12 protein-coding genes are annotated in these 14,172 nt (G+C 32.5%); all 12 read right to left on the bottom strand.

The annotated features are described in order from the left end of the window. Positions 1-3: 3 nt before the first annotated feature. Positions 4-1,410: a tetratricopeptide repeat protein gene (locus tag AAC053_RS08100; RefSeq protein ID WP_339755153.1), complete on the bottom strand. Its 1,407-nt coding sequence runs from the start codon at positions 1,408-1,410 to the stop codon at positions 4-6. A 160-nt stretch (positions 1,411-1,570) separates the two neighbouring features. Further along, entirely contained in the window at positions 1,571-2,746 is a 1,176-nt protein-coding gene (locus tag AAC053_RS08095; protein ID WP_339755150.1) for an aspartate aminotransferase family protein, read from the bottom strand. Next, positions 2,747-4,549, bottom strand: coding sequence for an OstA-like protein (locus tag AAC053_RS08090; protein WP_339755148.1), 1,803 nt, complete (start codon positions 4,547-4,549; stop codon positions 2,747-2,749). Positions 4,550-4,629: 80 nt separating this feature from the next. Next, positions 4,630-5,910 (bottom strand): adenylosuccinate synthase, encoded by a 1,281-nt coding sequence (locus AAC053_RS08085; protein WP_339755145.1) that lies wholly within the window; start codon positions 5,908-5,910, stop codon positions 4,630-4,632. Between the two features lie 12 nt (positions 5,911-5,922). Beyond that, entirely contained in the window at positions 5,923-6,375 is a 453-nt protein-coding gene (locus AAC053_RS08080) for a transcriptional repressor (RefSeq protein WP_339755141.1), read from the bottom strand. 25 nt (positions 6,376-6,400) lie between these two features. Further along, a complete protein-coding gene (locus AAC053_RS08075) occupies positions 6,401-8,608 on the bottom strand; it encodes a RelA/SpoT family protein (protein ID WP_339755139.1) in 2,208 nt (735 codons plus the stop codon). Positions 8,609-8,799: 191 nt separating this feature from the next. Further along, on the bottom strand, positions 8,800-9,288 hold the full coding sequence (locus AAC053_RS08070) for a nuclear transport factor 2 family protein (RefSeq protein ID WP_339755137.1): 489 nt from the start codon (positions 9,286-9,288) through the stop codon (positions 8,800-8,802). A 64-nt stretch (positions 9,289-9,352) separates the two neighbouring features. Then, positions 9,353-9,856 (bottom strand): nuclear transport factor 2 family protein, encoded by a 504-nt coding sequence (locus AAC053_RS08065; RefSeq protein WP_339755135.1) that lies wholly within the window; start codon positions 9,854-9,856, stop codon positions 9,353-9,355. Positions 9,857-10,057: 201 nt separating this feature from the next. Beyond that, entirely contained in the window at positions 10,058-11,692 is a 1,635-nt protein-coding gene (locus AAC053_RS08060; protein WP_339755132.1) for an ATP-binding protein, read from the bottom strand. Between the two features lie 209 nt (positions 11,693-11,901). After that, entirely contained in the window at positions 11,902-12,357 is a 456-nt protein-coding gene (locus AAC053_RS08055; RefSeq protein ID WP_339755129.1) for a hypothetical protein, read from the bottom strand. 30 nt (positions 12,358-12,387) lie between these two features. Then, positions 12,388-13,308 carry a two-component regulator propeller domain-containing protein gene (locus AAC053_RS08050; protein ID WP_339755127.1) on the bottom strand — a complete coding sequence of 307 codons (921 nt, stop codon included), beginning with the start codon at positions 13,306-13,308 and terminating at the stop codon, positions 12,388-12,390. Between the two features lie 89 nt (positions 13,309-13,397). Then, positions 13,398-14,172 (bottom strand): two-component regulator propeller domain-containing protein (locus AAC053_RS08045; RefSeq protein WP_339755125.1); only part of this gene is annotated, 775 nt, incomplete at its 5' end.

Raw genomic sequence — 14,172 nt, 5'->3', positions numbered from 1 at the left:
TTTTTAGTTGGAAGCCTTTTTAGAATCCGAAATTATGGCTATTACCATTGGCTTATCTTTTAGATTTGGAAACAATTCTGAAATGATAAAATTATAATCAATATTAAGGCGAGCCGCATTTTTTAGATGAAAACAGCCTTCTTCTGTTTGATGTAATGTAAAATGTAAACCACCAAGACGATATTCTATTTCTGCATTTTCTGGATAGAATTCTGCAGCCTGAATTAAATTGAAAATAGAGGCTTCATATTCGCCTAAAGCAATTAAAATATCACTTCTGTCTATCCAGGTTTCCAATTCGTAATTTCCTAATTCTATAGTACGTTTATAGCCACGTTCTGCTTCTTCGAGGAAATTTAAACGCTTGTTTATAATGGCATATAATTTCCAGTATAAAGAATTGTCTCCATCAATATTTACTGCTTTTTTAATATAATATAAAGCTTTTTGATAGTTTAAGTGCTTCATGTAAAACCTGGTAATAGCTATCCAGCCTTTGTCTAGCAAGGGATCTTCATCTACAGTTTTTTTTAAAAATTGAATTGCTAAATCTTCTTGGTTTAATTTATCATAACAATGACCAATTCGTAATAAGGCGAACGATGTTGGATCTTCTAATGCTAAAGTGATTTTGTAATTTTCAATGGCTTCCTCGTAATGTTTTAATTTTTCTAAAACTTTGCCTTTTTCGATATAAGCACCAACAAAAGTGTCATCGGAAATAATAGCAAAATCGAAAGCTGCATTAGCCTTTCCATATTCTTTTATCGTAAAATATTGCTTTCCTAATTGATGCCAGGCGACTTCGCAATATGGATTGGTTTCCAAAAATTCATTAAGGTACTGTATAGCTTCTTCGTTTTTATTTAAAAAGTCAAAGCAATACACAATGTTATGTAGCGCAGAGTAATCTGTTGTGTCTGTTTCTAAGCATTTTTTAAAATAAATGATGGCATTATCAAATTGATCTAAGAATAAGTATTCCATAGCAATTAGAGCATATAAATCTGCATCATCATTTGGAGTGTTAGACATGCTTATGGCCATAAGAAGGGTGTCGATTGCTTTTCCGTGTTCATCTTGTTTTGACAATACATTTGCCTTTTGAATAAAAACTTCCTCATTTGTTGGTTCTAAATCATGAAGCATCTCTAAAATAGCATTGGCCTCAAGGAATTTATTTTCAATCACTAATATTTCAACCTGAAATAGTCTAAGATTAATTGATGTTGGATGCTGTTCTAAGCCTAACTTAATAGCTCTTTTTGCTAAAGCAATTTTACCGTTTTCGAGGTAGTGGTGAATGATATTTTCGAATTCACTTGAATCAAAAAACAAAATATCATTTGTCTTTAGCATGGATTCGAATCGAGTAAGAGAGAAGTTTTCGTCGTCGTGACTGTAATTCATAAGCGGTTTAATGATTCACTAGAATAAATTTACTCTTATCATTCGCTCTTGGTCGATTTTTAATTTAATGTTTTTAACAAAATAGTTAACATTAAACGTTTACTTTACAAAAAATCAATTAAGGCTTGATAATTAGTGGTTTGAATGGATTAAATTGAGGCTATATTGAATCTAAAACTGAAGTTATTATTCTACAACCTTCAATAATTTCGTCATTTGAAATCGTTAAAGGAGGCGTAATCCTAATGGCTTTAGGTTCAAAAAGTAACCAAAAAAGAATTAAGCCTTGGTCTTGACAACGCATAATAATGGTATTTGCGATGTCTTTATTTTCAGTAATAATAGCTAACATTAAACCTCTACCTCTTATTTCTTTAATATGTTTATGCTGTAGATGTTGTCTAATTAACTGTTCTTTTTCTAATGCTTCAACCATTAAATTAGATTCGGTTACTTCTTTTAATGTTGCTAAAGCTGCAGCTGCAATAACAGGGTTTCCTCCAAAGGTTGTAATATGGCCAAGTTTTGGGTTATCACTCAAACAAGCCATCATTTCTTTGGATGCTGTAAATGCTCCAATTGGCAACCCACCACCTAAACCTTTACCAGTTATGACTATATCTGGTTGACAGTTATAATTTTCAAATCCAAATAATGTTCCTGTTCTTCCAATACCCGATTGGATTTCGTCTAATATAAATACGGCTCCAACATTATTACAGCGTTCTTGTACTTTTTGTAGATAATTATTGATAGGTTCTATGAATCCTGCTCCACCTTGAATAGTTTCTAAAACAACTGCGGCTGTTTTTTCTGTGATTTGAGTTAAATCAGCTTCAACATTAAAATTAATATGTTTTATGTTTGGTATTAAAGGTAAAAACGGTTTTTTACGCTCTTCATAATCCATTAAACTTAAAGAGCCCATAGTATTACCATGATAGGCATTCCTTGCTGCAATAATTTCTGACCGTTCAGTAAAGCGCCTTGCTAATTTAATGCTGCCTTCAATGGCTTCGGTACCAGAGTTAACTAGGTAGGTAGATTCTAAAGATTCTGGCAAGTATTTAGCTAATAATTTAGATAATTCAACAGCTGGTTTTTGGATGTACTCTCCGTAAACCATCACATGAAGATATTGCTCTAATTGTTTTTTTACAGCATTTACAACTTTAGGGTTCGAATGTCCTAAGCTGCATGCAGAAACACCAGCTACAAAATCTAGGTAGACCTTTCCTTTGGTGTCAAAAATATAAGACCCTTTTGCATGATTAACTTCCATAGCCAAAGGGTGTGGTGTGGTCTGAGCTTGATATTTTAAAAAGTCGTCTTTCAATTATTGACCTTTCTTTTTCAGTTCTTCTTTTGGTTTCTCTACCTGCTTAAGCTTAGATTTTAAAGACGAAGTCTTAGTTTTATTTGGTAAGTTACGAGCTGCTTTGTTGGGTTTGTTTGGTGTGTCTTCACCTGCTTTTTTTACACGTTCATTAACATTGTCATCGACAAATGCTTCAGGAGGCACATAATCTTCTAGACCTTTAATTTTTGGTAGTATTAAAGGCGGATCATCTTTAAATAAATCTTCAATAGACATTGGTCGCTCTTTTCCTCTCCAATCAAAACCTCTAAGTCGTTTTCCGCTTTTCGGAAACATAGATTCTGGATATAATTCACCATCAATCTGTTGTATAAGTCTTATTTCTTGTATGGCCTGATCTTCTATTTGAACATTAAGACTCCCAGATTTAGATTTATTAATGCCTACTAGTTCGTTTTCTGCATTTCTGGAATAATAAATGACTTCTGCATTTTTAATAATGTCAATATTATAGAGTTCGTTGTCTTTAAAAAGACCAATTAATCTTTGTCCTTTTATTTGATTAAATCCATCGTCACTCAAGGTGTCTTTACTCACAATAAACGCATTGTTAAAGACTTTTAATGAATCTAATTTTTCGGTTTTAACATTAGATATTACATGAATGGTATCTCCTGTCATTTGGTTGCCTATATTCCATAGAACTGGTTTTCGAGCAGTGGCAAAAGCATCTGTAGAACTAAAGCGACTGAGATTAAGCATTTGCATTAACCCAGTTTTATGGTTTACGTTGATGGAATCTGATTTTCCGGCTAAATCACTTTTATATATTCTGGCATTGTAATAAGCACGAGTGATACGATTATCTGCTTTACCAGTAACCATTAATGTATCTGCATGTAAGTAAACAGAATCTTTTTCTTGAACACTTATTGCGATAGCACGTTTTGTAATAAACAAGGAATCTTTTTCTCTCCAAACTTCTGCGTAATGACCTCTAACAATACTTTTGTTTATGGTGTCAGTAACTGTAATATTGTTAGTAGCAGAGGCAAAACTTCGGTTTCGGTCAAAATATAAACTATCACCTTCTACGGTTCGGTTGTCATAATCTATTCTAGCATTACGTTGAAAATGTCCTGTGTCATTATTAGTGTCGTAAAATCCACGTTCGCAATATACATTACTTGTTTCTCCAACAATCGTTGAAGGCCCAAAAAGATAGGCATGCCCATTTTCTGTTAAGAAATCTAGTCGTTCTGTGTTTAAGGTGTATTCGGGGTTTACAAGTACCACATCTTTAGTAAATTGATACTTTTGAGAATTCATATAGTAACGACCAACCTGACTTGTAATCGTTCCCGAAGAATCTCTCACAACTTTACCTTTAGTATTATAGTAAGCTTGTTGTCTATTTCTGTCGAAGTAAAGCTTGTCTGTGGTTAGTGTAGATTGTGGTTCGGTTAAAATCACGTCTCCTTTAGCGTAGGCTAATTGTGTTTTACCACTATATTCTACATACTTAGCAACCATGTTAATGGAGTCGCCTTGCTTCATTAACACATTACTAAAGGCCTCGATAAAATCTTGATCTTCGTAATAGATAGCCTTGTCGCACCACATATTTACACCTTCGTGTACAAAATGTACTTGTTGAGACTCGTCTCTAAGAAATACCTTGGCACCATCTTCAATTTTTGAATCTGTATAACCAGTACCTGCATACTTGATGGTAATCTTTTGCTTTTTCTGTGCAAAACAAAAGGATACAAAAGCAAGACATAAAATAAAAAGTAGATTTTTTAAAGGATTCAAAACCATATGTTTTTTACAAAATAACACTTATAGGTTAGCTTTAGTATGGGTTAACAGTTTTTTTAACAGAATCCAGATTTTAGAAATTATATAGTCTTTCGGATAATTGTTTGCTTACGATCTGGCCCTACAGAAACTATTGTAATAGGAATATTAAGCTCATTTTCTAAAAACTCCACATAAGCGTTTAAGTTTTTTGGTAATTGAGATGCTTCTGTCATACCTGTTAAATCCGCTGCCCAACCTTTTACTTCTGTGTAAATTGGAGTGACGTTTTCTGCTTCAATATTATATGGTAAATGTGTAATTTCTTCACCTTTGTACTGGTAAGCGGTACAAACTTTTAGGGTTTTAAACCCTGAAAGCACATCACCTTTCATCATAATTAATTGGGTTACACCATTGACTTGACAAGCATAGCGTAAAGCGACTAGGTCTAACCAGCCACAGCGTCTAGAACGACCTGTTGTTGCACCAAATTCGTTACCAACTCGTCCCATAGTTTCTCCATCCTCATCAAATAATTCTGTTGGAAATGGGCCTGAGCCAACACGTGTTGTGTAGGCTTTAAAAATTCCGAAGACTTCACCTATTTGGTTTGGTGCAACTCCTAATCCTGTACATGCACCTGCGGCAGTTGTGTTAGAAGACGTTACAAAAGGATAGGTTCCGAAATCTATGTCTAATAACGATCCTTGAGCTCCTTCTGCTAAAATTGATTTACCTGTAGTTTGTGCTTGATGTATATATTCTTCAGAATCTATAAATTTTAAGCTTTTTAATGTCTTAATAGCACTAAAAAACTCAGCCTCTAGCTCTTTTAAATCGTATTGAATATCTACATTGTAGAACGCAATCATAGCTTCGTGCTTATTTGCTAAAGCTCTATACTTATCTTTCCAATCGGCTAATTCAATATCACCGATTCTAATTCCATTTCTACCAGTTTTGTCCATATATGTTGGGCCAATACCTTTTAAAGTAGAACCTATTTTTGCTTTTCCTTTTGAAGCTTCACTCGCAGCATCCAATAAGCGATGCGTAGGTAAAATGATATGAGCTTTACGCGAAATGCAAAGGGATTTTTTATAATCGACATTTTGCTCTTCTAATTTATCGAGTTCTTTTTTAAAAATAACTGGATCTATAACCACACCATTACCAACTAGGTTTACTTTGTTTTCATGAAAAATACCTGACGGAATCGTATGTAACACATGTTTTCTGCCGTTAAACACTAAAGTGTGTCCTGCATTTGGGCCGCCTTGAAAACGTGCAATAATATCGTAGTTAGAGGTAAATACATCGACAATTTTTCCTTTTCCTTCATCTCCCCATTGTAATCCAAGTAGTAAATCTACTGCCATTTTAAAAATTAGTTAGTCCTTCTTTTTACGATGTCCGTAAAAATATAGTGAATGATTAGTTATTTGTATATCAAAAACTTCTTCGATAGTCTTTTTAATAGATTGAATGCGAGGATCGCAGAATTCGATTACTTCTCCTGTATCTGTTAGAATGACATGATCGTGATTTTTATCGAAATAAGATTTTTCGTAATGCGCCTGGCTTTGACCAAACTGATGCTTACGTACTAAAGCACATTCTAAAAGTAATTCTATTGTATTATAAAGTGTTGCTCTACTAACACGATAATTCTTATTCTTCATTTTTATATACAAAGATTCGATATCAAAATGATCCTCGCTATTGTATATTTCTTGAAGTATAGCGTAACGCTCAGGTGTCTTTCTATGACCTTTATCCTCTAGAAACTGCGTAAATACACGCTTTACAATTTCTTGGTTACTTTCTTCTGTAGTTGCATTCATAATTAAGGTGCAAATTTACACAATTTTATACTCTGGTAACTTTATCAATACCATTAATTTTTTTCAAGTTATCAATAAGTTTTTTTAACATTGTTAGGTTTTTTACTTCTACATTAATTTTACCAGAAAACACACCATCTTCACTAGAAAAACTGATACTCTTCATGTTAACGTGCATGTTTTCAGAAATAAGTTTAGTGATATCATTTACTAAACCTAAGTTGTCTATACCAGATAATGTAATTTGAGATGTGTAAACTTGTTGAGAAGAATCTATCCATTTAGCTTGCATAATTCGGTAAGCATAATGAGATTGTAAACTCAGTGCATTTGGACAATTCTTTTTATGCACTTTAATACCATCATTAATAGTAACAAAACCAAATACTTTATCTCCAGGGATTGGATTACAACAATTAGCTAAAGTATAATTGAGTTTTTCCTCTTCCTTGCCAAAAACTAGCATATCGTATTTAGAAGTAATCTCTTCTTTATGAATATCTTTTGGTGCTTCTGGTTTATAAATTTTATTTTTAATATAGCTAACAAAAGCGTTACTACGAGATGCTGCAAAAGCTTTAAGTTTTGTGTTGTCTATTGTACCAATGCCTATACGATAAAATAAATCTAAAGAGGTGTTTAACTTAAAATAGCCCACTAATTCATTGACGGACTTTTCATTTAATGTAATCTTAAGCTGTTTTAATTTACGTCTTAAAATTTCTTTGCCTTCTTCGGCTATTTCTTTGGTATCTGCATTTAATGCAGATTTAATTTTACTACGTGCTCTGGCAGTTGTAGCATAATCTAACCAGTTGGCATTTGGTTTAGCATTCTCAGAAGTCATAATCTCTATGCGATCTCCACTTTCTAACTCATGACTTAGCGGTACTAATTTTCCATTAACTTTTGCTCCTCGAGTTTTCATACCAACTTGGGTATGAATACTAAAAGCAAAATCGAGTGGAGTAGCACCTTTTGGTAAGGATTTTAAATCACCTTTAGGTGAAAACACAAAAATCTCTTTAGAATATAAGTTTAGTTTAAACTGTTCTACAAAATCTACAGCATCAGCTTCATTATTTTCTAAAGCTTCTTGTAGTCGGTTAATCCAAAGGTCTAGATTATCTTCTTGGTCATCATTATTTTTGTATTTGTAATGAGCAGCATACCCTTTTTCTGCAATTTCGTTCATACGATCACTTCGAATCTGAACTTCTACCCAGCGGCTTTTTGGTCCTACAACTGTAATATGAAGTGCTTCATACCCTGTTGATTTTGGTGAAGAAATCCAATCTCTAAGTCTAATAGGGTTGGGAGTAAAGTGATCTGTAACGATAGAATATATTTTCCAAGCTAGAAATTTTTCATTTGCTAAATCAGATTTATATATAATACGAACAGCGAACTTATCGTAGACTTCATCAAAAGACACTCCTTGTTTTACCATTTTCCGTCTTATACTGAAAATAGATTTTGGCCGCCCTTTAATCTCGTAGTTTAGTCCTTCTTTATCTAATGTCTTCTCAATCACTTGCGAAAATGATTTGATATAAGCATCTTGGTCTTCTTTGGTTTCTTGTATTTTCCCCAAAATGTCATTATAGACTTCAGGTTCTGTGTATTTAAGTCCTAAATCTTCGAGTTCTGTTTTTATGTTGTAGAGTCCAATTCTGTGTGCGAGAGGTGCATAAATATATAAAGTTTCTGATGCAATTTTAACTTGTTTATCAGCTTGCATAGATTCCATGGTTTGCATATTATGCAAACGATCTGCAATTTTTATGATAATTACACGTACGTCATCATTAAGCGTAAGTAACATTTTACGAAAATTCTCAGCCTGAAGAGACACATCCATATCTTTCTTTAAAGATGAGATTTTGGTAAGACCATCTACAATTCTGGCAACTGTTTCTCCAAATAATTGCTCCATATCTGCAATGGTATAATTAGGATTGTCTTCAACCACATCGTGAAGCAAAGCCGCAGCAATAGAAGTTGCATCTAGTCCAATTTCTTGAGCTACAATTTTGGCAACAGCAATAGGATGAAAAATATAAGCCTCACCAGACTTTCTTCGCTGGTCTTTATGAGCATCTAAAGAAACCTCAAAGGCATGACGAATCAACTTTTTGTCTTCTTTAGTCAATGTCTGATAACTTACCTTAAGTAACTCTTTGTAGGCTTTTGCAATGGCTTTATTTTCTATTTCTATAGCTTCCTCAGTCATAGAACTAAAGTAGTAAACCTTTGTTAATGGGCAATGGTTTTTTTGTGAGAAATTTTATAGGTTTTGTTGTCGCGTTAGTATTTGAGTATTAGCAACTTTTATTCTGTAAAGAAATTACAAAACAAAAAAGTAATAGCGATAAGAATGAAAACTCAAGTCGCTATTACTTAGAAACGTTTTTCTAGTTGTTTTTAGTTTTCTTCTTTTTTTAATGGGGAATGATGTTCATGAACCATTTTCCAACCGTCCTTTGTTTTAACAAAAAGCAATGTTATTTGGTCATTAACTATTACGAGATCTTCTCCGAATTTTAAATGAAAGTCTGAGTGAAAAGTAAGGTTGGCTACATCTCCATATACGGCGATTTGTAAATCTTTGGCATCGAACTTAACAACTTCAGATACGGATCCAAATACATTACGCTCATGTGCTTCATTTACAACACCATCATTACGTGGTTCACCATTTTTAAATTCGGTAAATTTTGGTCCGTAAGCATGAAATGAAATGAGTTTATCTAAATCACCATCTTTAATGCTCTGGGCAATAGCTCCAAAAGTTTCCATTACCTCTTGTTTGGCTTCAGGAAATTCATCGTTAACTAGATCTACTTGTGCTTTACAACTAGTAACTATAAATACTAATAAAATAATACTTGATAATTTTATTCTTGTTTTCATAATTTGAATATTAATTGATTCTCGTTAGAATAAATTATTCAATGTGTTACTCTCTAGAATATATTTATCCGTTCAATGGAGAATGATGTTCGTGAACCATCTTCCAACCATCAGTTGTTTTAACAAATAACAAAGTAATTTGGTCGTTAATTATAACGAGATCTGCACCAAACATTAGGTGGAAATTGGAGTGAAAGGTTAAATTGGCTACATCTCCATAAACGGCAATTTGCAAGTCATCTGCCTCGAATTTTATTACTTCAGTTACAGAACCAAAAACAGTACGTTCATAAGTTTCGTTTGCAGCAGCTCCATTACGTGGCTCACCTTTTTTGAATTCGGTGAATTTTGGACTATAGGCATGAAAAGAGATGAGTTTATCCATATCTCCATCAATAATACTTTGTGCTATTGCACCAAAGGTTTCCAGAACGTCTTGCTTTGCTTCGGGAAATTCAGTATTAACTAGGTCACGAGGAACTGCTTCTGTTTCTTGATCATCATTATCACATCCTGAAATGAATACTGTAATAATGATAAGAAATGCAACTTTTAAATTTGCTTTCATAATAATATATTTTTAATGATTAATAATTTCAGTTATATCGTTTAAATAACTGATTGTGTTTGTGTTACAATATTACTGCAATAACTAAGAAGACGCATGTACTATTTCGTCAAAAACTAGGATTATTTAAGAAATATCACGAGTGATTAATGTTTTTTCGACTTGAAAACGTGTGGGTAAAACATGAAGTTTAATGCGGTATCACTTAGAAAACGTACTTGAGGCAGACCCAAATTCATCTTTAAAAGCGCGACTAAAATAGGATGGATCGTTGAATCCTACATCGTAAGCAACTTCAGAAATTGTTTTGTTAGTGGTTTCAATTAATTCCTTGCCTTTTTGTAGTCGAATAAATCGAATAAATAGAGCTGTAGATTTTCCACTAGTTGCTTTTAGTTTTCTATTCAATTGTGATTCGCTTAAGTGTAGTTGAATTGCCAATTGAATAGGTCCAAAATCTGGTTGAGTTATTTTGTCATAAATAACTGTAATTATTTTATCTAGAAACTTAGTTTCAGAATTTTTGACATTTTTTCTAAGTAGCCTTTCTATGCCAGTTTTCTCAAACTTGCTCAACATTTTCTTTCTTAATAGTATTAACTGATTTATGCGTGTTAATAATTCTGCCTTTTCAAATGGTTTTGTTAAATAAGCATCAGCACCATGACCAAGACCTATAAGTCGATCCTCAAAAGTAGCTTTGGCAGTTAATATTATTATTGGTATATGGTCGGTTAGTTCGTTTGTTTTTAAATTCTCACAAACTTCAAAACCATCTTTTTCGGGCATCATAACATCACTAATAATGATATCTGGTATTTTTTCTAAAGCCATTTCAATTCCTATGGTTCCATTAATTGCATGAAGGATCTGAAAATTACCTTTTAAACAGGTTTTAATATAGTGAGCAACATCCATATTATCTTCTATTATAAGCACTAGAGAAAGATTTATAATAGATTTATTATTAGATAGATTATCGTCTGATGCAATTGGTATAACATTAGATTTGATAATTGATGATGCTGAAATTAAATCGGAACCATCCGATAGAACAGCATTATTTGTTATTGGAATTTTAATACTGAACAGACTACCTTTTCCTTGTGTACTTGCAACATCTATTGAGCCTTGCATTAATTCTACAAACTCTTTAACTAAGGACAAACCAATTCCAGTACCTTTTTGAATTCTGGATGTCGTATTATCAACTTGATAAAATTTATCGAAAATAAACAATTGCTCTTCTTGTGAAATTCCTAAACCATTATCTTTTACTTTAAGGGTAAGAAAGGCATTATTGTTTTCTTGAATCTTATCTATTTGTATATAAATTTCACCTTTTTTCGAAGTAAATTTTATAGCATTCGAAATTAAATTGGTAACAATTACAGTGAATTTAGTTACATCTAAATCCATTTCGAGATGTTCTATATTGCAACGCACAGAAAAATTAATGTTCTTTTCTTCGGCAAGTGAATGAAAACTTTGAGTTAAATATTTTATAAAAGGAATAATATCAGCTTGAACGATATTCAATTCCATATTACCACTTTCAATCTTTGCTAAATCTAACATCTCATTTATTAAGCTTAATAGACCATCACTATTTCGATCGATGATGTCTAATGAGTTTTTAAGATTTTCATTTTGTTTGTTTCCTAGATTTGATTTAATTGTACTAGTCATTCCTTTTATCACAGTTAGAGGTGTTCTAAATTCATGGGTAATATTGGTGAATAGTGCATTTTTTAATTGATCTACTTCTTTTAGTCTTCTGCTTTCTGAATCAGCTATTTTTTTAGAAAGTTGAAAACGGTAAATTCTTTCAGTCAAGAAAGCAATTACAGCAATATAAATTAGATAAGCCCACCATCTTGTCCACCAAGCAGATTTTATTGTAAACGATATTGTTTCAGGTATTTCACTCCAAACACCATCACTATTAGAGGCTTTTACTTCGAAAGTATAATTATCTGGAGGTAAATTGAAATACCGAGCAGTGCGTTCAAAACCTGCATTTATCCACTCATTATTAATAGGTTTTAATTTATATTGAAATAAGTTTTTTTCTGAATTACTAAATGCAGCGCGTAATATTTAAAGGAGATGTCATTCTGTTTGTGTGAGAAGACTAACTCATTAGTATTTCTTTTTCCTGTTAGATAATTTTTATCAGAAATTAATAACTCACTTACATCTATTTGCGGTGGATAAGGATTACCAATAACTTGACTTGGATAGAAAGAAACTAAACCATTATTAGATCCCAAAAATATTTGATTATCACTTGTTTTAAATATACTTGTATTATATCTGCCTTTTAGTAAACCAATAGAAGTGATTTTACCAGATCTAGAATCAAATTTTGCAGGTCCAATTCGCGTTTGAACCCAAAAAACACCTTCATCACCTTCAACGATATCTAAGCCATTAATACTTGGCAATCCATCCTTTTTAGTGTATTGATTATAAGTGCCTGTTGTTGGATTTAAATGCACTAAACCTTTTTTCCAAGTGCTTATTAAATATCAACCTTGTTCATCGATTAATATGTTGAATACTTTGAATCCTTTAAGATATGGATTGAATGTGTTTTCTTCGCGATTGTATAAATATAAGGTGCCTTCATCTTTAAAATCTGATGCCCAAATATCTCCATTGGAATCTTTACGAACTATATTGATAATGAGATCCTCAGATGCATCAATGTTATGATTTAACTTGAAATGTTTAAACTCTTTCTTTTCCTTATCAGAACGAAATATGCCACCTGTACCACCGCTTACCCATAAATATCCCTCAAAATCTTCGCAGATAGAATAAGGGGAGTAACTAAAACCTTCTTTTCCGTCATCATCTCGTGTTAATTTAAAATGCTCGAAGGTCTCCGAGGCTATATCCATCCGATCTACACCGCCATCACCAGATCCAATACCTTCAGAGCCACCAACTCCTAAACCTAACCAAAGTGTAGTTTTGTTTTCTTGATAAATATATCGCACCCAATTATGTCCAATACTTTTACTATTATCTTTATCATGTATGTATTTTGTGATCTCATTCGTTTTCAAATTCAATTTACCAAGCCCTTGTTGTAAAGATTCAATCCATAGAATTCCGGGATTCAAAACTGATTCATAAGCGGCTTCAACATTAATAAAGTTTGTGTTTAAATTATACTTTCTTTCTAAGGGGTCTGTTTTAAAGAGGCCAGCTCCCATAACACCACCAATCCATATATTACCTTGTCTGTCTTCATAAATAGATTGTAATACTTCAGGGTTAACAAGGTTAAAATCATAATTTTTAAAAGTATTAGTTGTTGTATTAAAGTAATTTATTCCTTTTCCAGTTGTACCAATCCAATAATCTCCCTTTTGATCTTGATGTATTATTTGAACGAATGGATCGTTACCCTCTACTTTTTCTTTTGCATTGGGTGCATGCATTTGGTTGGGGTTATTTTGATTGGAGTTAATTCTTATTAATGATTCACTTTGTGCATCGTATATATGAAGCCCAGATAGGTATGTGCCAATTAGTATTTTGCCTTGTTATCTTCGTAAAGAGCGCTAATACGATTATCTAATAGATTTTTAGGATTTTCTGGCTCATTTAAAAATTGTTTAATAGCACCTGTGTCAATATTAAATTGAATTAAGCCTAAACTGTTTTCAGGCAAAAAAGAGTGTGTTCCTATACATAAATTATTATTTTGATCGACTATTAAATTAGTAATACTTGTTTCCGTAAGATTTATCGATTCTGAAGGGGCATTGAGAAATTGGGTAATGCTATTATTTTCTTTAGTGTATCTATATAATTCCCCATTTTGAGTTCCAAACCAAAGATCTTGATTTTTATCTTCAGTAATCGACAGCACACTAGTTAGATGAGTGTCAATATCAATGGAAGGATATCTATAGATGCAATCGCAATCTGGATTATACTTGCTTAAACCAGAATTTGAGCCTATCCAAATATCGCCTTGAGAATCTACAAATAATGCTCCAACTTCACCTATAATAATAGAAGCATCGTTTACCTTCTTGTTATATTTTTTACCCTCAATACCATTATACTTAATTAATCCCAAATTTGTTGCCATCCAAATATAACCTTGGTGATCTTGGACTATTTTTGAGACATCATAAACTTCTTCGCCTTCTATTTCTATGAATATTTTTTTGAATTCAATTTCATTTTTCTGGGCGTTTGAAATATACAAATTGAAGAAAGTAAAAATGAAAATGAAATAATTATAACTGAAATTAATAGCATTTATGCTATGGAGTGAACTGATTAGTATTTTT

Origin of the sequence: uncultured Winogradskyella sp. (assembly GCF_963975125.1) — a bacterium.
Classification (GTDB): Bacteria; Bacteroidota; Bacteroidia; order Flavobacteriales; family Flavobacteriaceae; genus Winogradskyella.
This window is presented reverse-complemented; position numbering and strand designations above follow the sequence as displayed.